The organism is Haloarcula sp. MBLA0138 (genome assembly GCF_055632455.1).
This window is the reverse complement of sequence record NZ_CM145746.1, coordinates 2,783,884-2,808,031: the sequence shown is the minus strand read 5'-3', so window position 1 is coordinate 2,808,031 and position 24,148 is coordinate 2,783,884. Positions and strand designations below refer to the sequence as shown.

Below are 24,148 nucleotides of genomic sequence, written 5' to 3'. Positions count from 1 at the left end.
TCTGTTAGTTATCAACGCTGATAGGCTAGACGGAATATTGAAGGGTGTCTGAGACGACCATACACAGACGATGAGTAGTCTCGCTCTCGTTCCGACGCTCGCAGCCCTCTCGCCCGACGCGCTGGTCGCGCCGGCGCTCGTCGTCTTGCTTTCGGGTGGGCTGGTCGGGATGAGCATCAAGAACATGTTCGACTCGATACTGTCGGACGACGAGAGCGAGGGAGACGGAAGCGACGACGGCGGCAGCGACGAGATGGCCGACGGCGGCGGACTGATGGCCGAGAGCGGCGGCGGCGACGACCTCGGCGGGTTGGGCGGACTCGACGACGACGACGACGAGATGGGCGGGTTCGGCGACGACGAGTTCGGCGACATGGAGGACGCCACCGGGCCGGACACCGACGAACTCGAACACCGCCTCGACGAACTGGAAAACGAGGTCGGAAGCCTCTCCTCGACGGTCAACACCGTGCGGACGGAAAACGAGAGTATCTCCGAATCCGTCGAGGAGGTCGAGGAGAACGTCCGGAAACTGCTCGACATCTACGAGATGGTCACCCGCGGCGTCAACCCCTTCGCGGACGACGTGGACGCCGGCATGGGCGGTGGCGGGATGGGCGACGGCTCCTTCGGCCTGTTCGACGACGACGGCGGCGGCGACGAGGAGGAGAACATCGACGACGACGTCGCCAACGCCGACGCCGAGGGCTTCTTCGACGAGGACCTCGTAGACGACGGCATGGGCGGCGAGATGGAGATGGACGACGACGGCGAGGACATCTTCGGCGACGACGACTTCGGCGACGACGGGTTCGAGGACGACGGCGGCAGCTTCGACGAGGAGTTCGAGGAGGACACGGAGGACGATATGAGCATGGACGACGGAATGAGCATGGACGAAGAGGACACGGACGACGGTGACGGCGAGGGCGGGAAGTCGTTCGCGGAACTGAAAGACGAGTACGAGTCCGGCGACGCCGAGTGGGCCGAGGGCGAGGAGGGCGAGGGGGAGGAACTGCTGGAGGACGACGGCGAGGAGATGTTGGAAGGTGACGGCGAGGAGCTGCTCGAAGACGACGGCGACGAACTGCTGGACGACGACGGGGGCGGCCTCGAAGACGACGACCTCTTCGACGAGGTCATCGAGGACGACGGCCTCGAAGACGAGGCCGAGGCGGCCGACGCGACCGAGGCGGCCGCGGCCGTCGAGGACGACGAGCCCGCGGCGGACCCAGAGCCCGACCCGGAGCCCGAACCCGAACCGGCAGCCGACCCGGAACCCGAACCGACGGCCGATACGGGGGCCGGGAGCGAGGCGAGCGACGACGCCGACGGCGAGGGGAAGCCGTACCTCTCGACGCTGCCCGAGGGGTTCGCGTCGGACCTCGTCGTCATCGAGTGGCTGGAGTACATGGTCCAGCACTCGGGCTACCGCGAGACGTCCCGGGCCATCGACTACTACGAGACCATCGACTGGATAGCCGAGCCGGTCGCCGACGACCTCAAGCGGTACCTGCGCGGGTTCGACGACGTGGACGACACCGGCGACGGCCTCACCATCGACCACCACACCGAGAGCCTCCACTACATCTCGCAACTCGACGGGGACAGCGGTCCCGAGGCCGTCGCGCTCTCGAAGCTGGTGCGTGGAGGTGGTTCCGATGGGCTTCAGCGTTAGCGGCTCGGCGGCCATCCTCTTCGTCGCCGCGTTCATCGGCTTCGGGATGTTCTACTCGGCGGCGGCAAACAGCGCCGAGCGGATCAACGACGCCCGCGAGAGCCAGTCCGACCGGTCGCTGAAGCAGGCCAACACAGCGATACAGATAACGGACGTGACCTACAACGCCACCGGAACGCCCGACTACGTGAACGTCACCGTCGAGAACACCGGCGCGAGCGAACTCGACGTGAGCGCCGTCGACGTGCTCATCGACAACGACTACCAGACCGGCTACCGGACCGCCGTCGAGGGCAACGCGGCGACGGACATCTGGGCTCCCCACGAGACCCTGACCGCGAACGTGACCGTCAGCGGGACGCCCTCGCAGGTCAAGGTCGTGACCGGTCCGGGCGTGGCGGCGACGGAGGTGGTCTGAGATGGCGAGCGTCTCCGCCTCGCATCTCATCCTCTTCATCGCCTCGATGATGGTCGCCGCCAGCGTCGCCGGCGTGTTCACCGACGTGGTCGGCCAGCTCAGCGGGGCCGTCTCCGAGCAGGGCGTCGACGTCAGCAGCGAGGTCCGGACCGACGTGGAGATAATCTCCGACAGCGGCGCGCCGGTGTACGAGGGCGGCGACATCACGCTCCACGTGAAAAACACCGGGACACAGCGGTTGGCGGCCGACCCCGACCAGTTGGACGTGTTCGTCAACGGCACCTACCAGACCGACACGTCGGTGTCGCTCGTCGGCGACGCCGCCGTCTGGGGGCCGGGCGAGGTCATCCGGCTGACCATCCCGGTCGGGTTGGACACGGGTGACCAGCGCGTGCTGGTCATCGTCAACGGCGACGAGGAGGTGTTCGAGTTCCGAACATGAGCCTCGCAAGTACCGACCTCTACTCGCTGGGACTGGACGACCACGACCGGCTGAACAAGGAACTCGGCGGCGGTATCCCGCCCGGCAGTATCATCCTCGTCGAGGGTGACTACGGGGCCGGGAAGTCCGCCATGAGCCAGCGGTTCAGCTACGGGCTCTGCGAGGAGGGCCACGAGGTGACCTTCCTCTCGACGGAACTGACCGTCGGGAGCTTCCTCGACCAGATGCACTCGCTGTCCTACGACATGGTCAACCACCTGCTGGACGAGAACCTCCTCTTTCTCCACGCGGACATCGGGGAGTCCAACGCCCTGACCGGCGGCGGGGACGACTCCGAGGACCGCAAGGAGCTGCTGAAGCGCCTGATGGAGGCCGAGGTGATGTGGGACGGCGACGTCATCATCATCGACACCTTCGACGCCATCCTCCGGAACGACCCCAAGTTCGAGGCGTTGGTCCGCCAGAACGACGAGCGGCAGGCGGCCCTCGAAATCATCTCCTTCTTCCGGGAGGTCATCTCGCAGGGCAAGTGCATCATGCTGACCGTCGACCCCTCGACGCTGGACGAGGAGGCCATCGGCCCGTTCCGGGCCATCGCCGACGTGTTCCTCGAACTGGACATGGTCGAGGTCGGCAACGACGTGCGCCGGCAGGTGAACGTGATGCGCTTTGCCGGGATGGGCGAGCAGGTGGGTGACACCATCGGCTACTCCGTCCGCTCGGGAACCGGCATCGTCATCGAGTCGCGGAGCGTCGCATAAGAGGTGACCTAAGATATGACCGACCACGGACGAGCGAAACCGTCAGACGAACTCCGACAGATGGCCGCCCGGCGGCCCCACCTGCGGGACCATCTGAAGAAGTTCAAGCAGATTACCGGGGAGTTCCCCATGCTCATCGACGAGGCCGACGATGACTACGAGTCCGACCGGCCCAACGTCCTCTACCCCGTCGGCGGCCCCATCTTCTGTCACATCTACGGCGACGTGGGGCAGGACATGAAGTACTACGCCATCGAGCCGGAGCTCGACGAGGACGAGCAGACCGTCTTCGACACGGTCCGCAACCGGCTGCTGCAAAAGAGCGTCACCAAGCCCGCCCCCGAGAGCGAGGCCGAGTACGACGACCGCATCGAGGAACTCCTCCAAGAGACGACGAAGGTCCGCGACGAGGACACCGACGAGGGCGTCCTCTCGCGGCTGTCGAACATCACCAGCGTCGGCAACGTCGAGGTCACCCAGTCCACCTACGAGAACATCCTCTACCGGCTGAACCGCGACATCGTCGGGCTCGGCCCGCTCGAACCAGTGATGCGCGACCCGGCCAACGAGGACATCCACGTCATCGGCAAGAGCGAGTGCCACGTCGACCACGGCGTCTACGGCATGCTGGAGACGACCGTCGAGTGGGAGAGCGAGGAGGACTTCGACCAGTGGCTGCGCAACATGGGCGAGCGGATGGGCGACCCCGTCTCCGACTCGGACCCCATCGTCGACTCGACGCTGCCCGACGGGTCGCGTCTCAACCTCATCTACTCCGACGACGTGAGCGTCAAGGGGCCCTCGCTCACCATCCGGCAGGGCGACGAGATTCCCCTCTCGGTGTTCCAGATCACCAAGTGGATGACCCTCTCGCCGGAACTGGCGGCGTACCTCTGGCTCTGTCTGGAGAACGAACAGACCGTCTTCGTCGTCGGGGAGACCGCCTCGGGGAAGACGACGACGCTGAACGCCATCACCTCCTTCATCCCGGACGACTCGAAGATATACACCGCCGAGGACACCGCCGAGGTGCTGCCCCCGCACAACACGTGGCAGCAGCTACTGACCCGCGAGGGCGAAGACGAGGGGACCAGCATCGACATGTTCGACCTCGTCGCCGCCGCGCTGCGCTCGCGGCCCGACTACATCATCGTGGGCGAGGTCCGTGGCGAGGAGGGTCGGATGGCCTTCCAAGCCGCCCAGACCGGCCACCCCGTCATGCTGACGTTCCACGCCAGCGACATCGTCTCGATGATTCAGCGCTTCACCGGCGAACCCATCAACGTTCCCGAGACGTTCATGGACGTGGCCGACGTGGCGCTGTTCCAGAACCGCGTCAAGCAGGGCGACCAAGTCCTGCGCCGGGTCACGAGCGTTCAGGAGATAGAGGGGTACTCCAAGGAGATGGACGGGGTCGTCACCCGGCAGGCGTTCAACTGGGACCCCGTCGAGGACGAGATAAACTTCCAAGCGATGAACAACTCCTACGTCCTCGAAGAGCAGATAGCGACCCTGCTGGGCTACGAGGACACCCGCGACATCTACGACGACCTCCGGTTCCGTGCCGACCTCATCGAGCGGGCCATTCAGGAGGGCATTCTGGGCTACCACGAGGTCAACGACTTCATCAGCGACTTCCAGCGCGACGGCATCGAAGGCATCCCCTTCAACATCTCGAGGCCCGAATAATGGCACAGAGCGAGGCCGAGGGGCTCGACCTGACTATCACGGAGACCATCCAAGGACTGGTGGACTCCTACCGCCAGATGACCATCCCGCTGGAGCGGTACCTCACCTTCATCCTCGGCCCGTCGGTGTTTTTCTTCCTGCTGTCGGCGGTGGCGGCGCTCCTGTTGGACCTCCCGCTCGCCATCCGCGCGCCAATCCCGCTGCTTGGCTTTCTGGCGATGGCGTCGGCGCTGTTCTACCCGAAAATCCTCCTCTCACAGCGCAAGCGCGAACTCAACAACCGCTTTCACCTCATGATAACCCACATGACGGTGCTGGCGACGACGAAGATAGACCGGATGGAGGTGTTTCGCACGCTCGCCAAAGAGGACGAGTACGGCGAACTCGCCATGGAGATGCACCGCATCGTCCAACTGGTCGACACGTGGAACCAGAGCCTCGACGACGCCTGTCGGCGGCGGGCCAAGGAGGTGCCGAGCGACGCCGTCTCGGACTTCCTCGACCGACTGGCGTACACCCTCGGTGCCGGCCAGTCGCTGGAGGACTACCTCCTCTCGGAGCAAGAGCAGATAATCCAGCACTACACCACCGTCTACCGGAGTTCGCTGGACAGCCTCGAAGTGATGAAGGACCTCTACCTGTCGATGATTCTGTCGATGACGTTCGCGCTGGTGTTCGCCGTCGTCCTCCCGGTGCTGACCGGTACGGACCCGACGATGACCGTCAGCGCCGTCATCGTGATGTTCATCTTCGTCCAGAGCGGCTTCTTCCTCGCCATCCGCTCGATGGCCCCCTACGACCCCGTGTGGTACCACCCCGAGGAGTACCCCTCGCCCGTCGAGGACAAACTCGACAAGTCGATGTACGTCGGCGTCGGCCTCTCGGTCCTGCTGGCGTTCGTCGTGCTGGGCGGGATGCTGGGCGTCTCGCCGGTGACGCTCAACGACATCCTCTTCATGGTCGACGAGGTACCCCTCCCGCTGTACGCCGTCGTCCCCATCACGCCGATGATACTCCCCGGCATCGTCTTCCGGCAGGAGGAACAGGCCGTCAAGGCCCGCGACGACGAGTTCCCCAGTTTCATCCGCGCGCTGGGAGCCACCGAGGGTGCCAAGCAGTCCACGACCGGCCAAGTCCTGCGGACGCTCCGGAAGAAGGACTTCGGCCCGCTGACCGCCAACATCAACGACCTGTACAAGCGGCTCAACATGCGCATCGAGCCCACCTCCGCGTGGCGCTTTTTCACCGCGGAGTGTCGCTCCTACCTCATCCAGACGTTCTCGGAGATGTACCTGTTGGGCCGGGAGATGGGTGGCTCGCCCAAGCAACTGGGCGAACTCATCGCCGAGAACATGAACGAGGTGCTCCAACTGCGCCAGAAGCGCAAGCAGGCCGCGACGACGCTCGTCGGCCTCCTCTACGGGATTACCGCGGCGTCGACGTTCGCCTTCTTCATCGGCCTACAGGTGGTGAACATCCTCGCCGAGATGTCGCTGAGCCTCAACGCCGGCAGCCGGCTGGACGTCAACAGCCTCATCAACACCGGCGTCTACGACATCCCGCTCATCGAGTTCCTGCTCATCATCATCATCATGTTCTCGGCGATGCTGTCCAGCCTGATGATTCGGACCGTCGACGGCGGCCACAAGGCCAACACCTACATGCACTTCGTTATCCTCTCGTGGATCGGCGCGCTCACCGGCGTGTTCACCAAGTGGCTGGTGACGCAGTTCCTCTCCATCTGAGGTCGGGGGCGGCCACGGCCGCTCGCGGCTCGGCCACGGACCCACCGGTCACGAGCCGCCGAGCGATTCGCCCCGCGTGTACCGGCCGTGGAAGGCGAGCAGGTCGACGCCCATCGCCGCCAGCGAGAGCCCGCCGGCGGCGACGACCGCGGCGAACAGCGGGTCGCCGCCGGGGCCGAGGAACCCCAGCGGCAACGACAGGCCCAACAGGACGTTGCCCGCGCCGCTCCACCGGTACCACGCGAACCGAGCGGTAAGCGGCGTCGGGACCGCCGCGACGAGGTCACACACGCCCGCGAAACCGAGCAACGCGAGCTGTACGGCCGTCGTCGGCGTCGTGAGGAGGTCCCCGCCCCCCAGCGCCAGCGCGCCGAGCGCGACGAGCAACAGGAACGCGCCGATACCGCCGCTGAGCCGGCGCTCGCGGCGCTCGTTCACCGGTCCCACCTCGCCGAACGTCGGGGGAGCGTCGTGGAGGGCATCGACGCCTCTTCGACCAGTGGGCACAAAACGCTTGCCGCGGGCCCGGCCGCAAGCCATCGCCGGTCGCCCCGTCGGCGGGACCCCTACCCGTCGAAGCCGTCCTCCCACCGGAAGCGGCCGTCGCGCTGGACGACTTCCCCGTCGACCTCCAGCCGGGACCCCTCACCCATCGTCGTGACGAGGTCCTCGTGGACGGCGCTGTCGTTGCCGGCCTCGCCGTCGGGGAGGCACGCGTCGTAGGCCCGTCCGAGCGCGAGGTGGACGGTGCCGCCCATCTTCTCGTCGAAGAGGATGTTGTCGGTGACCCGGTCGACGCCGCGGTTCATCCCGACGCCGAGTTCGCCCAGTCGGCGCGCGCCGGCGTCGGTGTCGAGTACCTCCCGGAGCACGTCCGCGCCCTGCGCGGCGTCGGAGTCGACGACGACGCCGTCCTTGAAGGTCAGTTCGGCGTCGCGGACCCGGCGGCCCTGCACGGTCATCGGCACGTCGAAGGTGACGACGCCGGCGGTGTCCTCGGGCGCGGTGAACACCTCGCCCGACGGGAGGTTGTGGGAGTCGTAGGCGACGCTGGCGGCGGAGTTGACCGCGGTGCGGTCGGCGATGGACATCGTGAGGTCGGTGCCGTCGGCGACGAGGCGGACCTCGCTGCCGTCGTCGAGGACGTCCTTGAGGCGGGCCTGCTCGCCGGCCAGCGCCTCCCAGTCCCGCAGGGTGGCGTCGTAGACGAACTCGCGGTAGGCCTCGTAGGCCATCCCGGCCTGCTGGGCCATCGCCCGCGTGGGGTGTTGGGTCGAGACCCAGTCCGTGTCGAGGCGGGCCTCGCGGACCTCCCGGCGGGCCGTCGCGCGGGCCTGCCGGCGCTCGCTGGGTACGTCCGCCGTCCCGGCCGTGTTGTGCGTCCCCTTCAGGACGAGGACGCTGTCGGCCCGCTCGTACAGCGCCAGTTCGTGGTCGGGGCCGGCGTCGAACTCGCCGTCGTGGGCTCGGAGATACGCGCGGGTCACCTCGTCGGAGCGGTAGGTCGCCAACAGGTTCGCGCCGACGCGACCCAGTTGCTCGGCGACGGCCACCGCGAGGTCGTGGGCCCCCTCCTCGACGCTGACGACGACGTCGTCGCCGGCCTCGATGCGGGCGCTCCAGTCGACGAGCGTGCGCGCGTGGTCGTGAACGCGGTCGTCCATGCCCGCCCGGAGGGCGGCCCGCGCCGAAAGCGTACCGCCCCGCCGGTCGTCGCCGACCGCGCCCGGCCCCGCCGGAACCGCAACCCCTACCTGCCCCCTGACTGCATTGCGGGTATGGAACTGGGCGTCATCGGACTCGGCCGCATGGGCCGCATCGTCGTCGACAGGGTACTGGAGGCCGGACACGACGTCGTCGTCTTCGACATCGACGACGACGCGGTGGCCGACGCGGCCGACGCCGGCGCGCGGCCGGCCGAGTCGATACCGGACCTCGCCGACGCGCTCGGCCCGCAGAAGCGCGTCTGGCTGATGGTCCCCGCGGGCGAGGCCGTCGACGCCGCGCTGGACGAACTCGACGGGCTGGTCGACGGCGACGACGTGGTCGTCGACGGCGGCAACTCCTACTTCGAGGACTCCGTGCGCCGGGCCGAGCGGACCGACGCGGCCTACCTCGACTGCGGGACCTCCGGCGGTCCCGCGGGCGCGGAACTGGGCTTCTCGCTGATGGTCGGCGGCCCCGCGTGGGCCTACGAGGAGCTGACGCCGGTCTTCGACGCCGTCGCCACCGGGCCGGACGGCCACGACCGCATGGGGCCGGCCGGGTCGGGTCACTACGTCAAGATGGTCCACAACGGCGTCGAGTACGCGCTGATGCAGACCTACGGCGAGGGGTTCGAACTGCTGGCGAACGGTCGCTACGACCTCGATTTGGAGGCCGTCGCCCGCACGTGGAACAACGGGGCGGTCATCCGCTCGTGGCTGCTGGAACTCTGTGAGGAGGCGTTCCGCGAGGAAGGGGTCGACCTCGGAGACGTGGCCGACCGCGTCGAGGGCGGGTCGACGGGCACGTGGACGGTCCAAGAGGCGCTCGAACAGGAGGTGCCGGTGCCGCTCATCTATCAGGCGCTGGCCGAGCGCTTCGGCTCCCGGGCCGACGACGGCCGGTTCGCCCGGCGGCTGGCAAGTCGCCTCCGGTACGGCTTCGGCCGCCACGAGGTCCCCCGCCGCGAGGAGTGAAGCCGGGCCCCCGATTCTGCGGGTGGGGCCGTCGAGACGGGCGAATCCAAAGCTTAGTTAAACCAGTACTCCATAGCCGCGCACATGGTTGAACTCGTCGGAATCGCCGCCGGTGCGGTGCTGACCCTCATCGTGGTGTCGCTGCACTACGCCAAAGGGACCGGCTGGGACGCGCCGGAGGACATCTCCCAAGAGGTCCTAGAGCAGCGGGCCGCGACGGTGCCCGAGACAGACTTCCCCGAGCCGTACAACCGCTCTATCGGCGGCGGCGGGGCGGCGGCCATCCCGGCCGGCGAGGCCGAGGGCGAACTCGGCGAGGAGGCCGAGGATGAAGACGAGGGGTTCGACCCCGACTCCATCGCCGACGACGAGGTCGAGTACTACGAGATCGAGTTCTCGAAGGAGGGCGAGACGATAGAGGTCGCCAACAACGAGACCATCCTCGACGCCGGCGAGGAGGAAGGGTGGGACCTCCCCTACGCCTGCCGGCAGGGCCAGTGTATCTCCTGTGCCGGCCACATCGAGGACGGCAACGCCGAGGACTACATCCGCCACAGCCAGAACGACTCGCTGATGGACGACGACATGGAGGAAGGGTACTGCCTGACCTGCGTGGCCTACCCCGTCGACGACTTCACCATCGAGACCGGCGAATCCCCCTGACGCGACTCACAACTGTTTTACGCGGCTGTCGAATACGCTTGCACGAGGGCGGCTAGTTCAGCGGACAGAACGCCTGGTTCCGGACCAGATGGTCGGGGGTTCAAATCCCTCGCCGCCCGTTTTCCGGCGAACGACGGTGAGCCGTGAAAACGGCCCGATGGTTTGAACCCGGGGAGTCGCAGCGGCCGAGCGAAGCGAGGTCGACCGTCTCCACTCGGTTCAAATCCCTCGCCGGCCGCTTCCTGCGACGAGTCCCGAGTACGGACCAACAATACCCCCACGTACCGATATAGACGGGACGTAGCCGAAAGAGTCAGCAGTACCGCTATATGTTCAACATATTATGATTAATCAGTCAGTGGTACCGCTGATTAGTCGATGACACGCGATTCGCGGATAGGAAGCGATGTGTCGAGACGACAGTTCGTCGCCGGAGCGGGGGCCGCAGGGGTCGTCGCGCTCGCCGGGTGCGGGGGAAGCAGCGGCAGCAGCGACGGCGGTTCGGGCGACGGCGGCAGTCAGAGCGGGAGTACCGGGGGCTCCGGCGGGAGTCAGTCGGCGACACTGGAGTTCTGGCACATCTTCGGCGGCGAGTTGGGGACGACGCTGGAGGAGATGGCGAGCGAGTTCTCTCAGCAGACCGACGGCGTGACCGTACAGGCGGTCAACAACGGCGGCTACCGGCAGAACCTCAACCAAGCGCTACAGGCCTCGCGGGCGGGCGACCCGCCCGGCGTCGTCCAGATATTCGAGATCGGGACGCGGCTGGCGCTGGACAGCGGCGCGTTCACGCCCATCGGCGAGGTTCTGCCCGAGGACGGGCTGAACATCGACGACTTCCTGCCGTCGGTACTGAACTACTACCGGGTCGGTGGGAGCCTCAACTCGATGCCGTTCAACTCCTCGAACACCATCATGCTGTACAACAAGACGGCGTTCGAGAACGCGGGGCTCGACCCGGAGGACCCACCGCGCAGTCTCTCGGGGGTCCGGACGGCGGCCGAGACCATCGTCGACCAGACGGAGATGGAGCAGGGCATCACGTGGCCCAACCACACGTGGATGCAGGTCGAACAGCAGTTCGCCAAGCAGGACCAAGTGCTCGTGAACAACGAGAACGGCCGCGCGGGCCGCCCCTCGGCGACGAACTTCGACAGCGAGGCCGGGCGGCAGGTCTACGAGTGGTGGAAGGGGATGGCCGACGCCGGCCTCTATCTCAACCCCGGTATCGAGGCGTGGGGCGAGGCGCGGCAGGCGTTTCTCACCGGGCAGGTCCCGATGTTGTGGGACTCCACGTCCAACATGGTCTCGATGCGCAACGGGGCCGCCGAGAACGGCTTCGAACTCGGCTCGGCGTACCTGCCGACGCCGGACGGCGACAACACCGGCGTCGTCATCGGCGGCGGGTCGCTGTGGGTGCCCGACGCCCTCTCGGACGCGAAAAAGCGGGCTGCCGGCGAGTTCGTCGCGTACCTGACACAGACCGAGCAACAGACGCGCTGGCACCGCAACAGCGGCTACTTCCCCGTCCGGCAGAGCGCCATCGACCGGCTCACCGAGGACGGCTGGTTCGAGGAGAACCCCAATTTCCGGACCGCGTTCGACCAGCTACAGGACACCGAGGACACGCCCGCGACCCGCGGGGCGGTCATGGGCGTGTTCCCCGAGGCCCGGACCATCAACGAGGAGCTGTCGGTCAGTATCGTCAACGGCGACGTGAGCGTCGCCGAGGGACTCTCGCGGATGGACACGCAGGTCGAGGAGGCCCTCAGCGGGTACAGCGGCAACTACGACGGGAGCCAGTAACGCCGCGGCCATGTCCACGCAAACGAAGCCGTACGACTCGACGCCACAGGCCGCCTTGCTCCTGTTGCCGACGGCCGTCGTGTTGGTGGCGTTCCTGTACTACCCCGGGCTGGAGACGTTCCGGCTGAGCCTGTACGAGACGCTGTTTCTCGGCCAGCAGACCTCGTGGGTCGGCGTCGGGAACTTCGTCGACCTGGCGACCTCGGCGGCGTACCGCCACAGCTTCCTGATAACGGTCCTGTTCGCGGCGGTCGTCGTCGTCGGGACGCTGGCGCTGGCGCTCGCCATCAGCTACATGCTGTTTCACGTGGAGGTGGGCGCGTCGACGTACCTCGTCGCGGCCATCTGGCCGTACGCGCTGCCGCCGGCGGTGGCGGCCATCCTGCTCAACTTCATCCTCCACCCGAACCTCGGGATATTCACCCACTACCTCGAACAGGTCACCCCCTTCACGCTCGACTGGTTCAGTAGCGGCCCGCAAGCGTTCGCGGTCGTCTCGGTGGTGGCGATATGGAAGCAGTTGGGCTACAACGTCATCTTCCTCGTGGCGGCGCTGAACAACGTCCCGGAGACGCTGACCGAGAGCGCGCGCATCGACGGCGTGGGCCACCTCCGGCTGTTGCGGAAGGTGTACGTCCCGCTCATCGCGCCGACGTTGGTGTTTCTGGTCGTGATGAACACCATCTACGCCTTCTTCTCGACGTTCCCGCTCGTGGACCTGCTGACCAGCGGCGGCCCGAGCGACGCGACGAACTTCCTCATCTTCAAGCTCTACCGGGACGCCTTCGAGTTCAGCAGCCTCGGGCTGGCGTCGGCGGAGTCGGTGGTGTTGTTCGTCCTCGTGGCCGTGCTGATGTACGTTCAACTGCGCCTCTCGGAAGGGTACGCGCAGTACGGAGCCTGATACCATGGCAACCGAGACAGAGCACACCACGACCTCGACGGACCGCGTCGCCCGCCGACTGCCCGACCACCTCCCGATGCACCTCGGGCTGGTGGCGTCTATCGCCCTGATGTCGACGCCGCTCGTGCTCGCCGTACTCATGAGCACCCAGACCACGTCGGAGGTGTATCAGGTGACCAACGTCGGCATCGGGAGTCGGGGCCTCAGCAACTACGGGCGAGCGCTGACTGAGTACGGCTTCAGCACGTACATGCTCAACTCGTTCGTGATGAGCGTCGTCGTCGTCGTCGGCAAGGTGTCGCTGTCGCTGCTGGCGGCGCTGGCGCTGGTCTACTACGAACTCCCCTACGAGCGGGCCGTCTTCATGTTCATCCTGCTGACGCTGCTGTTGCCCGTCCCGGTCCGCATCGTCCCGCTGTTCCAGTTGATGGCGGACCTCGGGTGGACGAACACGCTGTTGGCGCTGACCGGCCCCTACGTCGCCAGCGCGACGGCCGTGTTCCTGTTTCGCCAGCACTTCATGTCGATTCCGGCGTCGCTGGTCGAGACGGCGCGTATCGACGGCGTCGGCCCGCTGACGTTCCTGTTCAAGGTACTGATTCCGATGTCGCGCGGGATGATAGCCGGCGTCTGCGTCATCACCTTCATCTACGCGTGGAACCAGTTCCTCTGGCCGCTGGTCGCCGTGACCGACAAGAGCAGTCAGGTGGTACAGGTCGGGATTCGCTACATCCAAGGGTCGGCACAGGCCGGGCTCACCCAGTGGGGGCTCATCATGGCGGGCGCGGTGCTCGCGCTCCTGCCCCCGCTGGCCGTGTTGCTCGCCCTGCACCGACCGCTCCTCGAAACCTTCGCAATCCAACAGAAATGAGCGCGATAACGCTACAGAACCTACAGAAGCGGTACGGCGACGTGCGGGCGGTCAAAGGCATCGACCTCGAAGTCGCGGACGGCGAGTTCCTCGTCGTCGTCGGCCCCTCGGGCTGTGGGAAGTCGACCACGCTGCGGATGATAGCGGGGCTCGAGGACGTGAGCGACGGCACCGTCGAAATCGGCGACGAGGTCGTCACCCACCGGCCGCCCAAAGAGCGGAGCGTGGCGATGGTGTTCCAGAACTACGCGCTGTACCCCCACATGTCCGCGGCGGAGAACATGAAGTTCGGCATGAAGTCGGTCAGCGACTACTCCGGGGCGGAGATAGACCGCCGCGTGACCGAGGCCGCCGAGACGCTCGATATCGCGGACCTGCTGGACCGCAAGCCCGAGGCGCTCTCGGGCGGGGAGCGCCAGCGCGTCGCCATCGGCCGCGCGCTCGTCCGGGAGCCGGCGGTGTTCCTGCTCGACGAGCCGCTGTCGAATCTGGACGCGAAGCTCCGGGTCCAGATGCGCGCCGAGTTGCTGAAGCTCCACCGCGAACTCGACGCGACGACGGTGTACGTCACCCACGACCAGACGGAGGCGATGACGCTCGGCGACCGCGTCGCGGTGCTGAACGAGGGGCGACTCCAGCAGGTCGCACCTCCACAGGAGTTGTACGACTTCCCGGCCAACCGGTTCGTCGCCGGCTTCGTCGGCGAGCCGGCGATGAACGTCCTCCCTGTCGAACTGCGCCGGCGGGGCGGCGACGTGGTCGCGGACCACGCCGGCTTCACGCAGACACTGCCCGACGGCGACGGGCTGGCGGACCTCGCTGGCCGGCAGGTCCAGTTCGGCGTGCGCCCCGAGGACGTCTCGCTGGCCGAGAACTGCGACGGGACCGAGACGTTCCGGGCGACGGTGACGGTTCGGGAGCCACTCGGGGAGTTGCTCCTGTTGCACTGCGAGGTCGGCGACGCGGAGCTACAGGTGAAAGTCGAGGCCCGGAGCGAGATTCACGCCGGCGACACCGTCGAGTTGGGATTCGACGACGAGCGGCTCCACCTGTTCGGCCCCGAGAGCGGCGAGGCGCTCTACCACTCCGCGTCACAGCGGACGGCCGCGACGGTCGCCGCCCCGGAGTGAACGGGGTGGCGGCTCGCACGACGGGGCGGACGCGGACCGAAACGCGGCGGGGCGCGCTGGCGGCGCTGGCCGCCGGCACCACCGCGACACTGACGGGCTGTCGGACCGACGGAACCACCATGACTGCGACCACCACCGACGAGGCGGACGTACGGATTATCGGACACCGAGGCTGTGCGGCCCAGTACCCGGAGAACACGGTCGCGGCGGTCGAGCGGGCGGCACCGCACGTCGACGCGGTCGAAGTCGACGTACAGCGGTGTGGCTCGGGCGAACTGGTCGTGTTCCACGACGAGACCCTCGGCCGGCTGACCGACGCGAGCGGGGCGGTCGCCGAGACGGAGTGGGCGACGCTCCGAGACCTCGGCGTCCTCGACTCGACGACGACGATACCGCGTCTGGAGACGCTGCTCGACGCGGTTCCCGAGGACACCGGCGTCAACGTCGAACTCAAGCAGCGCGGGCTGGCCGCGGACGCGCTCGCGGCGGCCGAGGGCGTCGCCAACGACCTGCTGTACTCGTCGTTCGACGCCGGCGCGCTGCGCGAACTCCGGCGGGTCGACCCGTCCGCCGACCGGGCCTATCTCGTCGCCGACGCGGCGGCCGACCCCGTCGAGACGGCGACGGAACTGGGCTGTGTCGCGGTCCACCCCGACTACGGGACCGCGCTCGACACGACGCTGGTCGACGACGCGCACGAGGCCCGCCTCGCGGTCAACGCGTGGACGGTCGCCGACGCGGCCACCGCCGCCGAACTCGTCGACGCCGGCGTCGACGGCCTCATCGCCGACCGCTGGGACCTCCTCGACGGATGAATGGCGGTCGCGGTGGGCAGGCGGCCGCTCAGTCGGCCCGCCCGCGGACACTCCAGAACCGTCGCCACAGTCGGACCCCGGCGGCGGCACAGCGCCATCCGAGCGCCAGCGGGTCCAGCGGCTCCGTCGCCGCGCTCGGTCCGGTCGAGGGCCGCGTCGTCAGCGACCGCCAGCAGGCCGGACACCGGTACCGCTCTCCGCCCGCGACCGGCTCGCGAACCAAGTCGCCGTCGGGCAGGCCCCGGTGTCCGCAGTCGGGACAGAACAGCGTCGACTTCGCGGGGACGCCGTCGGCGTTAGCGGTGGGCATTGCAGGTAGTACCCGGGGAAGGGGGCCTAAAAGAACTGTCTAGGAGGAGTACATATGTGACAGGATACCTTAGTCACACGCTCCACCGAGACCTGTTAGCAAACCAGTACGCTAATGTATCACTAGGACGGCGTACGTGTATGTCCCGGCAGCAGGGGGAGACACGTCCGGTGGAGAGCATCGAGGACCACTTAGAGCGGGCGCTGGAGCACGCCGAAGACGAGGACGCGCTGTTCCATATTCGGGAGAGCCTCCAGTTGGTGTACGGGACCGAAGCCGGGCAGCAATAATCACCGAAGCACAATATACGCCAGTCTAACAGGTCTACCATCGGGGCGTGCGGCCGGCGGGGCCCCAGTCGCTGCCGGCGTCGGGTGGGTCGGGGACGGGCGGGACGGGAGCGGGTACGGTTTTTCGTCCCGTCGATGCGGAGAACATCCCCGATAGTGTCGTCGTATGTCCCGGAAAGTAAAGAGGTGCGTGCCAAATAGAGCTCTGTTTCCGCATCTCTCAGATACGTTCCAGAATCCGACCCTCTATAGAGAGTTTTTGCTTCTATATTCTGCTATTCACCAACAACTTCGTTCGTCAGCGTCCCGATTCCCTCGATTTCTACGTCGACCGTGTCACCGGGTTCGAGGAGTTCGGGCGGGTCGCGGAAGACGCCGACGCCGCCGGGCGTACCGGTGGAGATGACGTCGCCGGGACGGAGCGTGGTGATGCCGCTGATGTACTCGACGAGTTCCGGAACGTCGAAGATGAACTCGTCGGTGTTCGAGGACTGCTTGGTCTCGCCATTGACGCGACAGGCCACGTCGAGGGCCGAGGGGTCGAGCCGGTCGTCGGGGACGAGCGTCGGCCCCATCGGCGCGAACGTGTCGTAGCTCTTCCCGCGGAAGAACTGCTCGTCCTCGAACTGCGCGTCCCGGCCGCTCACGTCGTTGACGGCCGTGTAGCCGGCGACGTAGTCGCGGGCGTCCGCGGCGGATACGTCCTTGGCCGTCCGGCCGATAACGACGCCGAGTTCCACCTCGTAGTCGACCTCGTCGAGTTCCGCCGGGTGGACGACGGGGTCGCCGGGGTTCGTGACGGCGGTGCCGGCCTTCCCGAACAGGAGCGGGCGCTCGGGGACGGGTTCGTCCTGTTCCTCGGCGTGGTCGTGGTAGTTCAGGCCGACGCAGACGATTTTGCCGGGCCGGGGGACGGGCGCGAGCAGCGTCGCCTCCTCGGCCGGGACGGCCCTGTCGGCGGCCGCCGCGACGGCGTCCTCGACGACCCGCAGGAAGCCGGGGTCGGTCAGTTGCTGGTACGTGACCTCCTCGCGGAGGCCGGTCAACGGGACGACGGCGTCGTCGCGGCGGACGCCCCACTGGGGAGTGCCGCCGGTGGTGTAACGGACGAACTGCATCACCGGACAGTCCCGGGGCCGGATACCTAACTGTTACGTTCGGTCCCGCGGACGGGACCGGAGCGACCCGTCTCAGGAGTAGGTGAGGTTCACTTCGATGACGTTCGCGCTGCGGAGTATCTGTTCGGGAATCTCGTCGGTGAACCGCCCTTCGCGCATCCGGCTCTTGGGGCCGGAGACGCTCACCGCCGCGATGGCGCGGTCGTTCTGGTCGGTTATCGGGGCGGCGATACACCGCATCCCCTTGACCCGCTCCTCGTCGTCGTAGGCGTAGCCCCGGTCCCGGACTTGGTCGAGGGCGTCGAACAATTCGGCCCGGTCGGTGATGGTCCGTCCCGTCACCTCGGGGAGGCCGTGTCTGTCCAGTACGGCCTCGACCGCCTCGCGGGACCGGAACGCCATGATGGCCTTCCCGAGCGCCGTCGTCTGGAGCGGGACCCGCATCCCGGCGTGGGTGTCCAGTTGGACGGCGTCGGGGCCGCGGGCCTTGTAGAGAAAGACCCCCAGCCCGTGTTCCTCTATCATCAGGTTAGAGTGTTCGCCAGTCTTCTCCGCGAGGTCGTCTATCTCCGGTCGGGCGATGGTGAACACCTTCTTGCGCGACCGGGCTTGGTCGCCCAGTTGGAGAAAGCGGGTGCTGACGTGGTACTGGTCGTCCTCCTTGACGAGGTACTGCTCCCGTTCGAGCGTCCGCAGGTGGTCGTGGACGGTGCTGGTCGGCTTGTCCAGCCGCTGTGCGACCTCGGAGACGCCGCCGCCGTCGAGCTCGCGGAGCAGTTCGACTATCTCCAGCGAGACCTTCGCCGCCTTGACCGGGACCGTGTCACCCATACCCGTACAACGGCGGACCACGGCAAAAGCGTTTCCGTCATTGCCGGACAGGTGATAGCCGCGCGGCGGCCTGCAAGACCCCCGGCTACGAACGTGGCAATCTTTAATATCGCGTGCTTTAGATACGCAAGCGTACCGGCGAGCGACCACACCGGCGACAGGCGGCGGTAGCCGCGCCAGTCTCCACCGTACCAAGCGACAATGTCTGACCGAACACCGCGAACGGGGACCGAATCGACAGTCGACATCCTGCATCACTTCGTGGGACAGGACCAGCAGGCGATGGACGAACTGCTCGCGGTCGTCCGGCGGGAGGTGCCCGACGTGACCGTCACCCAGCGGACGAACGCGAACGTCCGCCTGCGGGGGAAAGTCGACATCCTCCGGGGGGAACCCCCGAGCGTGCTGGAGACGTGGCCGGGGCGCAACCTCGTGCCCTACATCGACGCCGGCGTCGTCGCCGACATCACCGACGTGTGGGAGGACGCGGGGTTCGTCGACGCGTACTTCGACCACGCCAAGGCGGCCGTCGAGTTCGACGGGCGCTACCGGGCCGTGCCGACGAACCTCCAGCGCCAGAACAACCTGTTTTTCAACGCGGCCGTCGTCGAGCGGGCCGGCGTCGACCCGGCGGCGCTGGGTGACACGGCGGCGCTCGTCGACGCCCTCGAAACCGTCGAGCGCGAGACCGACGCGGCGGGACTGCTCCTGCCACAGAAGCGGCCGTGGCCGTCGCTGGACGCGCTGGACATGCTAGTCCTCGCACACGGCGGCGTCGACGCCTACGAGGCGGTGTTCCGGGGCGAGCGGCCGCGCCGGCACCGCGACGCCGTCCGGGAGGCGTTCGCGTCGCTGGCGACGCTGGACTCGTACGTCCCGGACGACGCGCTCTACGACGACTGGCAGGCCGGACTGGAGCGGGTCGTCGACGGCGAGGCGGCGTTTTTCGTCATGGGCGACTGGGCCGGCGGCGTCCTGAAGAACAGGGAGGGCTTCGACTACGGGACCGACTGGGGCTGTGTGGCCTTCCCCGGGACGGAGGACGCCTATCAGGTCGTCATGGACGCCGTCCTGATGCCCGCGACGGCGAACGGGGCCACGGCGACCAGAGACGTGCTCCGAGCGGTCGGCTCCGCGCCGGCCATCGAGCGGTTCACCCGGACGCGGGGCGCGTTGCCGCCCCGGGAGGACGTCTCGCTCGACGCGTTCGATTCGTTCTTCCGGGACCAGATGCGGGCCTACCGGTCGACGCGACACCGGGTCGACGCCACGCGCGGGCTGGGCATCCCGCCCCACCAGCGCGTCGAGGCGCTGACCGCCGTCGCCTCGTTTCTCGCCGACTGGGACGCCGAGGCGGCGACCGAGCGCCTGCTCGACGCCGTGGAACTGGAGAAGTAGGGCTACCGGAACTGGGGCATCACTTCGTCGGCGAACAACTCCATCCCCGAGGTGTCCGGGAAGTCGACGAACCAACACTGGAACTTCGTCACGCCGGCCTCGACCCGGCGCTCGATGGCCTCGGCGCACTCTTCGGGCGTCCCCATGACGAAGTACTCGCGGGCGTCGGCCTCGGTCTCGATGGGCGCTTGGTCCTGATACTCCTCCTCGAACTGGATGGGCGTCATCAGGTCGACGAAGCGGTCGAGTTTGGCCTCGTCGCGCGTGCAGACGACGTGGCCGTCCCACGAGTACTCGACCTCGTCGGGGTCCCGGCCGACCGTGTCGCAGTGGTCCTCGATGACGCCTATCTTGTGTTCCAGCGTCTCCACGTCGCCGTTGAACACGTCGGTGTTCCACACGTCGGCGTGCTTGGCGACGAGCTTGAGCGTCACCTGCTCGCCCTGCCCGCCGACGAGGATGTCGGGGTGGGGGTCCTGTACCGGCGTCGGCGCGCAGGGGGCGTCCTCTATCTGATAGTGGTCGCCGTCGAAGCTCGCGCCCTCGCCGCCGGCGTCCCACATCCGCTTCATCAGGCGGATGGACTCGTCGAGCCGCATCAGCCGCTCGAAGCCGTCGCGGTACTCCCAGTCGTAGGCCGCGTACTCGGGTTCGTGCCAGCCCGCGCCGAGCCCCAGTTCCAGCCGGCCGTCGGAGACGACGTCGAGCGTCGCGGCCATCTTGGCGACGAGTGCGGGGTTGCGGTAGTCGTTACAGAGCACGAGCGAGCCGATGTCGATGTCGTCGGTGAAACCGGCTATCGCCGACAGCAGCGTCCAACACTCGTACTCGGCGCGGTCCCGGCCCAGCATGAGGTGGTCCGGGGCCCACGCGGCGTCGAACCCCAACTCCTCGGCCAGCAGGACGCCCTCCTTGGTCGTCTCCCAGTCCAGCGCCTCGTAGGCCGGCGTGTCCCGGTGGACCGGGTCGTCGCTGCCGGCGTCGGGTGCGCCGGCGAAGACGGGGACGTTGTACTCGAATGTGATGTCCGCCATCGTCACTCCACGGCGAAGTGTTCGAGCGCGTCGCGGTTCAGTTGCGTGCTGACGCCGGGGTCGTCGGGCAGGGGGAGCGAGCCACCCTCGGGCGAGGGCGGGTTCTCGAAGATGGCGTCGGCGTAGGTCGACTCCTGTTCGGCCTGCTGTTCTTGGAACCACTCCGGCGTCGGGAAGTACTCCGCCATCGGCATGTTGGTGTGCCCGGCGATGGCGTGCAGCGTCGGGTTCGTCCCCGCGTGGGGGATGACCGGCACGTCGTGGACCTCCGCCATGTCCGCGACCTTCTTCATCTCCGTGATGCCGCCGACCCGGCCCACGTCGGGCTGGAGGATGTCGACGGCCCCGCGTTCGAGCAGTTCCTCGTGGCCCCAGCGCGTGAACTCGTGTTCGCCCCCGGAGATGGGCATCGGCGCGGCCTCCCGGACCTCGGCGTAGCCGTCGATGTCGTCGGCGATGACCGGCTCCTCGACCCACGCCATGTCGTACTTCCCGAGGCGCTGGGTCATCTCCTTGGCGTACTTCACGGACCAGCCCATGTACGCGTCGCCGGCGATGTCTATCTCGTCGCCGACGGCGTCCCGGACGGTCCTGACTATCTCCTCGTTTTTCTCCATCCCGGCGCGGCCCTCTTCCGGGCCGTGGAGGAAGCGAAGCTTCACCGCGTCGAAGCCCGCGTCGGCGTACTCGATGGCCTCGCGCTCCAGTTTGTCCATGTCGACGGGGTGGAGGTTCGAGGCGTAGGCGGGAATCTCGTCTTTGGTGGGACCGCCGAGCAGTTCGTAGACCGGCTTCCCGGCCTCCTTCCCGGCGATGTCCCACAGCGCTTGGTCGACGGCGCTTATCGCCATGACGGCGACGCCCTTCCGGCCGAACGGCAGCGTCGCGCGGTACATCTGCTCCCAGAGGTGTTCGCGCCGCATCGGGTCCGCGCCGACCACGAGCTTCGAGAGCGTCTCCTCGACGACGGTGGCGATGGCCCCGGTGCCCCAGTTGCCGACGCCGACGCCGGTGATGCCCGCGTCGGTCTCGACCTCGACGACGACGTCGCCGACCGGCCCCATCCACTTCCGGCGGGCCTGCGGGTTCTCGCCGTCGACGTTGCGGTACTCGTCGTACTTCGACATTATCGTGACGAGAGGGAACTCGATGAACTCTCCCCACGACTCGTTGCTGACTTTGGTCGCGGATACGTCTGTGATTTCCATCGGTCGCTACCCGAGGGTTCGGACGACGGGGCTAAAATCTTTCTGTCACCGCTCGGACGTGTCTCGCCGGCGCTGCCGCTACCGGCCCGCGGCCGCGCCGACGGGCCGGACTCAGTCGAACTGGAAGACTGGTTTGCAGGTCTCGGAGGCGAGGAACGCCTCGAAGGCGCTCCCGGGGTCGGCGGCGTCGTAGGACGTATCGAGGATGTCGTCGACCGCGATTTCGCCCCGCTCCATCAGGCGCAGGGCCTGCTCGAAGTTCGTCCACGTCGAGCCGTAGGAGGTGTTGATGTCCACCTCGCCGCGGACGACGGGAGTGAGCGTGACCTCGCTCGTGTCGTTGGGGATACCCACGACGACGACCTGCCCGCCCTTGCGGGCGTAGTCGACGGCCGTCCCGATACCCGAGTGGTGGCCGGTCGTGTCGAAGACCACGTCGAAGCCGATGCCGTCGGTGAACGCCTCGGCCCGGGCGTCGAGGTCCTCTGACTGGGCGTTGATGGTCTCGATGCCGAGGTCGTCGAGCAGCGGCAGGCGATAGGCGGCGTCCCGGTCGAGGCCGGAGACGACGACGTTGGCCCCCAGCGAGTCGGCGACGGCGGCGACGAGGACGCCGATGGGGCCGGGCCCCTCGACGAGCACGTTGTCGCCGGGGGTCGTCACGGACTGGTCGAACACCGCCCGGGTGGCGATGCTCGTCGGCTCGGTGACCGCGGCGTGGCGAAGCGGCACGCCCTCGGGGACGGCGTGGAGGTGTTCGGGCGCGACCGCGACGTAGTCGGCGTAGGCCCCGTCGCGGTGCATCCCCGTAATCGAGAAGTTCTGACAGACGTTGGGTTGGCCGTTCTTGCACTGGAAACAGTGCCCGCAGTCGTGTATCGGCTCCTCGATGACCTTCTCGCCGACGGCGAACTCCGAGACGGCGTCGCCGACCTCGACGACCTCGCCGGAGTACTCGTGGCCCATTATCCGCGGGATGGGTATCCACTCGTAGCCGCCGTCGTACTTGTACGCGTGCGCGTCGCTCCCACACAGCCCGGCCGTGTGGACCTCGACGAGCACCTCCGTTTCGTCTATCGTCGGTCGCTCGCGTTCCTGTGTCTCGACGGAACTGGGTCCCGTCTGAACGATTGCTTTCATGATTGCTCGTAGTGGTTTCGGTTGGTGCGGTGACTCACGCTTCGACGCCGTCGGCCGACGCCTCGTCTTCGGCCCGTTCGGTGACGAGCCGCCCCTTCAGCAGTTCCTCCGTGTTCGCGTCGAAGAGGTAGACGTGTTCGGGCGCGATAGTGAGCGATAGCTGGTCGTCGGCCGCGATGTCGTGGAAGTTGCCGACCTTCGCCGTCATGTCGCCGAGGAACGACGACCCGTGGACGACGGCCTCCGTCCCGACCGGCTCGACGACCCGGACCTCCGTGTCGAACGACGGCCCGTCCGTCGAGCGGTTGCGGGCCTGATAGAGGTCCTGCGGGCGGAAACCGACGAGCACCTCGTCGGTCCCGATGTCGGTGTCGACGAGGCGCTTCGGGATGTCGAACGACGCGGCGTCGAGGTCGACGCGGTAGCCGTCGGCGCGCTCTTCGAGGGTGGCCTCGAAGAGGTTCATGTCGGGGCTGCCGACGAACTGCGCGACGAAGAGATTCGACGGCTCGTTGAACACCTCGTCGGGCGTCCCCAACTGCTGGAGTTCCCCGTGGTCGAGAATGGCGATGCGGTCGGCGATGGTCATGGCCTCCTCCTGATTGTGGGTGACGTAGGCCGAGGTGATGCCGACCTCGGACTGGAGTTCGTCTATCTCCGTCCGCATCGTCTTGCGGAGCTTGGCGTCCAAGTTCGCCAGCGGCTCGTCGAACAGGAACAGCCGCGGCTCCCGGATGATGGCCCGCCCGAGCGCGACCCGCTGTTTCTGCCCGCCCGAGAGCTGTGCCGGCTTGTTGTTCAGCAGCTCCTCGATTTCGAGCATCTCGCCCACCTCGGTCACCCGGGCGTCGATTTCCTCGTCGGCCATGCCGTTGTCCTCGCGCCGGAGCCCGAACCCGAGGTTCTCCCGGACGGTCATGTGGGGGTACAGCGCGAAGTCCTGAAACACCATCGCCACGTCGCGGTTGCGCGCCTTCACGTCGTTGACGACGGTCCCGTCGAACCGGACCTCGCCCTCGGTGGGGTCTTCCAGCCCGCCGATCATCCGCAGCGTCGTGGTCTTCCCACAGCCGCTGGGGCCGAGCAGGACCAGAAAGTCGCCGTCCGGTACGTCGATGTCGAGGTCGTTGACGGCGACCACGCCGTCTTTCTCGGGGTCACCGAACACTTTCGTGACACTATCTAGTTCGAGGTGTGTCATTGCAAATTGCTACCG

At 67.3% G+C, this 24,148-nt stretch carries 24 protein-coding genes and 1 tRNA gene; 16 read left to right on the top strand and 9 right to left on the bottom strand.

What is annotated here, in order from left to right; genetic code table 11:
* Positions 1–70: 70 nt before the first annotated feature.
* From ACV7JO_RS14975 to flaJ, 6 genes are read left to right on the top strand one after another with little or no spacing between them, the layout of a single operon-like run.
* Complete coding sequence (locus tag ACV7JO_RS14975; RefSeq protein ID WP_470354212.1) at positions 71–1,678, top strand: FlaD/FlaE family flagellar protein; 1,608 nt, start codon at positions 71–73, stop codon at positions 1,676–1,678.
* A complete protein-coding gene (arlF, locus tag ACV7JO_RS14970; RefSeq protein ID WP_470354211.1) occupies positions 1,662–2,096 on the top strand; it encodes an archaellum stator protein ArlF in 435 nt (144 codons plus the stop codon). Before ACV7JO_RS14975 ends, arlF begins: the two co-directional genes overlap by 17 nt.
* A 1-nt stretch (position 2,097) precedes the next feature.
* Complete coding sequence (gene arlG / locus ACV7JO_RS14965) at positions 2,098–2,538, top strand: archaellum stator protein ArlG (RefSeq protein ID WP_470354210.1); 441 nt, start codon at positions 2,098–2,100, stop codon at positions 2,536–2,538.
* Positions 2,535–3,299, top strand: a complete 765-nt coding sequence (arlH, locus tag ACV7JO_RS14960) for an archaellum protein ArlH (protein ID WP_470354209.1) — start codon at positions 2,535–2,537, stop codon at positions 3,297–3,299. The genes arlG and arlH overlap by 4 nt, the downstream gene beginning before the upstream one ends.
* 15 nt (positions 3,300–3,314) lie before the next feature.
* Positions 3,315–4,988, top strand: coding sequence for a type II/IV secretion system ATPase subunit (locus ACV7JO_RS14955; RefSeq protein ID WP_470354208.1), 1,674 nt, complete (start codon positions 3,315–3,317; stop codon positions 4,986–4,988).
* Positions 4,988–6,733, top strand: coding sequence for an archaellar assembly protein FlaJ (flaJ, locus tag ACV7JO_RS14950; RefSeq protein ID WP_470354207.1), 1,746 nt, complete (start codon positions 4,988–4,990; stop codon positions 6,731–6,733). Before ACV7JO_RS14955 ends, flaJ begins: the two co-directional genes overlap by 1 nt.
* 48 nt (positions 6,734–6,781) lie before the next feature.
* Here the strand turns inward: flaJ and ACV7JO_RS14945 are convergent, their stop codons facing one another.
* Together ACV7JO_RS14945 and ACV7JO_RS14940 are read right to left on the bottom strand one after the other, a co-directional pair.
* The gene (locus ACV7JO_RS14945) at positions 6,782–7,180 is read right to left on the bottom strand and encodes a DUF7994 family protein (RefSeq protein ID WP_470354206.1); all 399 of its coding nucleotides are present in this window, start codon (positions 7,178–7,180) and stop codon (positions 6,782–6,784) included.
* Between the two features lie 119 nt (positions 7,181–7,299).
* The gene (locus ACV7JO_RS14940) at positions 7,300–8,397 is read right to left on the bottom strand and encodes an aminopeptidase (RefSeq protein WP_470354205.1); all 1,098 of its coding nucleotides are present in this window, start codon (positions 8,395–8,397) and stop codon (positions 7,300–7,302) included.
* Positions 8,398–8,511: 114 nt separating this feature from the next.
* Here ACV7JO_RS14940 and gnd point away from each other — a divergent pair, with 114 nt between their 5' ends.
* The 8 genes from gnd (at position 8,512) to ACV7JO_RS14900 (ending at position 15,603) form a co-directional block, all read left to right on the top strand.
* Positions 8,512–9,414 carry a phosphogluconate dehydrogenase (NAD(+)-dependent, decarboxylating) gene (gene gnd, locus ACV7JO_RS14935; protein WP_470354204.1) on the top strand — a complete coding sequence of 301 codons (903 nt, stop codon included), beginning with the start codon at positions 8,512–8,514 and terminating at the stop codon, positions 9,412–9,414.
* 84 nt (positions 9,415–9,498) lie between these two features.
* A complete protein-coding gene (locus ACV7JO_RS14930; protein WP_470354203.1) occupies positions 9,499–10,077 on the top strand; it encodes a 2Fe-2S iron-sulfur cluster-binding protein in 579 nt (192 codons plus the stop codon).
* A gap of 46 nt (positions 10,078–10,123) precedes the next feature.
* Positions 10,124–10,196 (top strand) — tRNA-Arg (locus tag ACV7JO_RS14925).
* Between the two features lie 259 nt (positions 10,197–10,455).
* Positions 10,456–11,883 (top strand): ABC transporter substrate-binding protein, encoded by a 1,428-nt coding sequence (locus ACV7JO_RS14920; protein WP_470354202.1) that lies wholly within the window; start codon positions 10,456–10,458, stop codon positions 11,881–11,883.
* A gap of 10 nt (positions 11,884–11,893) precedes the next feature.
* Entirely contained in the window at positions 11,894–12,787 is an 894-nt protein-coding gene (locus ACV7JO_RS14915) for a carbohydrate ABC transporter permease (RefSeq protein ID WP_470354201.1), read from the top strand.
* Positions 12,788–12,791: 4 nt separating this feature from the next.
* The gene (locus ACV7JO_RS14910) at positions 12,792–13,658 is read left to right on the top strand and encodes a carbohydrate ABC transporter permease (protein ID WP_470354200.1); all 867 of its coding nucleotides are present in this window, start codon (positions 12,792–12,794) and stop codon (positions 13,656–13,658) included.
* The gene (locus ACV7JO_RS14905) at positions 13,655–14,788 is read left to right on the top strand and encodes an ABC transporter ATP-binding protein (protein WP_470354199.1); all 1,134 of its coding nucleotides are present in this window, start codon (positions 13,655–13,657) and stop codon (positions 14,786–14,788) included. Before ACV7JO_RS14910 ends, ACV7JO_RS14905 begins: the two co-directional genes overlap by 4 nt.
* 119 nt (positions 14,789–14,907) lie before the next feature.
* On the top strand, positions 14,908–15,603 hold the full coding sequence (locus ACV7JO_RS14900; RefSeq protein WP_470355791.1) for a glycerophosphodiester phosphodiesterase: 696 nt from the start codon (positions 14,908–14,910) through the stop codon (positions 15,601–15,603).
* Between the two features lie 28 nt (positions 15,604–15,631).
* Here ACV7JO_RS14900 and ACV7JO_RS14895 read toward each other — a convergent pair whose 3' ends face one another.
* The gene (locus ACV7JO_RS14895; protein ID WP_470354198.1) at positions 15,632–15,913 is read right to left on the bottom strand and encodes a DUF8106 domain-containing protein; all 282 of its coding nucleotides are present in this window, start codon (positions 15,911–15,913) and stop codon (positions 15,632–15,634) included.
* 140 nt (positions 15,914–16,053) lie between these two features.
* Here ACV7JO_RS14895 and ACV7JO_RS14890 point away from each other — a divergent pair, with 140 nt between their 5' ends.
* The gene (locus tag ACV7JO_RS14890; protein ID WP_470354197.1) at positions 16,054–16,203 is read left to right on the top strand and encodes a hypothetical protein; all 150 of its coding nucleotides are present in this window, start codon (positions 16,054–16,056) and stop codon (positions 16,201–16,203) included.
* Positions 16,204–16,478: 275 nt separating this feature from the next.
* Here ACV7JO_RS14890 and rhcF read toward each other — a convergent pair whose 3' ends face one another.
* Entirely contained in the window at positions 16,479–17,321 is an 843-nt protein-coding gene (rhcF, locus tag ACV7JO_RS14885) for a 2,4-diketo-3-deoxy-L-rhamnonate hydrolase (RefSeq protein WP_470354196.1), read from the bottom strand.
* Between the two features lie 72 nt (positions 17,322–17,393).
* Positions 17,394–18,152, bottom strand: coding sequence for an IclR family transcriptional regulator (locus ACV7JO_RS14880; protein ID WP_470354195.1), 759 nt, complete (start codon positions 18,150–18,152; stop codon positions 17,394–17,396).
* A gap of 201 nt (positions 18,153–18,353) precedes the next feature.
* On the opposite strand from ACV7JO_RS14880, the gene ACV7JO_RS14875 reads away from it, so the two are divergent.
* Positions 18,354–19,550, top strand: a complete 1,197-nt coding sequence (locus ACV7JO_RS14875) for an ABC transporter substrate-binding protein (RefSeq protein ID WP_470354194.1) — start codon at positions 18,354–18,356, stop codon at positions 19,548–19,550.
* A 2-nt stretch (positions 19,551–19,552) separates the two neighbouring features.
* Here ACV7JO_RS14875 and ACV7JO_RS14870 read toward each other — a convergent pair whose 3' ends face one another.
* The 4 genes from ACV7JO_RS14870 to ACV7JO_RS14855 all read right to left on the bottom strand — a co-directional run bounded on the left by ACV7JO_RS14870 (position 19,553) and on the right by ACV7JO_RS14855 (position 24,133).
* Positions 19,553–20,584, bottom strand: coding sequence for an LLM class flavin-dependent oxidoreductase (locus tag ACV7JO_RS14870; RefSeq protein WP_470354193.1), 1,032 nt, complete (start codon positions 20,582–20,584; stop codon positions 19,553–19,555).
* Positions 20,585–20,586: 2 nt separating this feature from the next.
* A complete protein-coding gene (gene rhcD, locus ACV7JO_RS14865; RefSeq protein ID WP_470354192.1) occupies positions 20,587–21,792 on the bottom strand; it encodes an L-rhamnonate dehydratase in 1,206 nt (401 codons plus the stop codon).
* Positions 21,793–21,903: 111 nt separating this feature from the next.
* Positions 21,904–22,932, bottom strand: a complete 1,029-nt coding sequence (rhcE, locus tag ACV7JO_RS14860; protein WP_470354191.1) for a 2-keto-3-deoxy-L-rhamnonate dehydrogenase — start codon at positions 22,930–22,932, stop codon at positions 21,904–21,906.
* Between the two features lie 34 nt (positions 22,933–22,966).
* The gene (locus ACV7JO_RS14855) at positions 22,967–24,133 is read right to left on the bottom strand and encodes an ABC transporter ATP-binding protein (RefSeq protein WP_470354190.1); all 1,167 of its coding nucleotides are present in this window, start codon (positions 24,131–24,133) and stop codon (positions 22,967–22,969) included.
* Between the last annotated feature and the right edge of the window lie 15 nt (positions 24,134–24,148).

Bases quoted from the DNA above. Each gene is read 5' to 3' on its own strand.
- ACV7JO_RS14930 (WP_470354203.1), top strand. From the start codon at position 9,499: ATGGTTGAACTCGTCGGAATCGCCGCCGGTGCGGTGCTGACCCTCATC.
- ACV7JO_RS14940 (WP_470354205.1), bottom strand. From the start codon at position 8,397: ATGGACGACCGCGTTCACGACCACGCGCGCACGCTCGTCGACTGGAGC.
- arlG (WP_470354210.1), top strand. From the start codon at position 2,098: ATGGCGAGCGTCTCCGCCTCGCATCTCATCCTCTTCATCGCCTCGATG.
- ACV7JO_RS14900 (WP_470355791.1), top strand. From the start codon at position 14,908: ATGACTGCGACCACCACCGACGAGGCGGACGTACGGATTATCGGACAC.
- ACV7JO_RS14870 (WP_470354193.1), bottom strand. From the start codon at position 20,584: ATGGCGGACATCACATTCGAGTACAACGTCCCCGTCTTCGCCGGCGCA.
- ACV7JO_RS14890 (WP_470354197.1), top strand. From the start codon at position 16,054: ATGTCCCGGCAGCAGGGGGAGACACGTCCGGTGGAGAGCATCGAGGAC.
- gnd (WP_470354204.1), top strand. From the start codon at position 8,512: ATGGAACTGGGCGTCATCGGACTCGGCCGCATGGGCCGCATCGTCGTC.
- rhcE (WP_470354191.1), bottom strand. From the start codon at position 22,932: ATGAAAGCAATCGTTCAGACGGGACCCAGTTCCGTCGAGACACAGGAA.
- rhcF (WP_470354196.1), bottom strand. From the start codon at position 17,321: ATGCAGTTCGTCCGTTACACCACCGGCGGCACTCCCCAGTGGGGCGTC.
- ACV7JO_RS14905 (WP_470354199.1), top strand. From the start codon at position 13,655: ATGAGCGCGATAACGCTACAGAACCTACAGAAGCGGTACGGCGACGTG.
- ACV7JO_RS14915 (WP_470354201.1), top strand. From the start codon at position 11,894: ATGTCCACGCAAACGAAGCCGTACGACTCGACGCCACAGGCCGCCTTG.
- ACV7JO_RS14855 (WP_470354190.1), bottom strand. From the start codon at position 24,133: ATGACACACCTCGAACTAGATAGTGTCACGAAAGTGTTCGGTGACCCC.
- ACV7JO_RS14910 (WP_470354200.1), top strand. From the start codon at position 12,792: ATGGCAACCGAGACAGAGCACACCACGACCTCGACGGACCGCGTCGCC.
- arlH (WP_470354209.1), top strand. From the start codon at position 2,535: ATGAGCCTCGCAAGTACCGACCTCTACTCGCTGGGACTGGACGACCAC.
- rhcD (WP_470354192.1), bottom strand. From the start codon at position 21,792: ATGGAAATCACAGACGTATCCGCGACCAAAGTCAGCAACGAGTCGTGG.
- flaJ (WP_470354207.1), top strand. From the start codon at position 4,988: ATGGCACAGAGCGAGGCCGAGGGGCTCGACCTGACTATCACGGAGACC.
- ACV7JO_RS14920 (WP_470354202.1), top strand. From the start codon at position 10,456: ATGACACGCGATTCGCGGATAGGAAGCGATGTGTCGAGACGACAGTTC.
- ACV7JO_RS14975 (WP_470354212.1), top strand. From the start codon at position 71: ATGAGTAGTCTCGCTCTCGTTCCGACGCTCGCAGCCCTCTCGCCCGAC.
- ACV7JO_RS14880 (WP_470354195.1), bottom strand. From the start codon at position 18,152: ATGGGTGACACGGTCCCGGTCAAGGCGGCGAAGGTCTCGCTGGAGATA.
- ACV7JO_RS14955 (WP_470354208.1), top strand. From the start codon at position 3,315: ATGACCGACCACGGACGAGCGAAACCGTCAGACGAACTCCGACAGATG.
- ACV7JO_RS14895 (WP_470354198.1), bottom strand. From the start codon at position 15,913: ATGCCCACCGCTAACGCCGACGGCGTCCCCGCGAAGTCGACGCTGTTC.
- ACV7JO_RS14875 (WP_470354194.1), top strand. From the start codon at position 18,354: ATGTCTGACCGAACACCGCGAACGGGGACCGAATCGACAGTCGACATC.
- arlF (WP_470354211.1), top strand. From the start codon at position 1,662: ATGGGCTTCAGCGTTAGCGGCTCGGCGGCCATCCTCTTCGTCGCCGCG.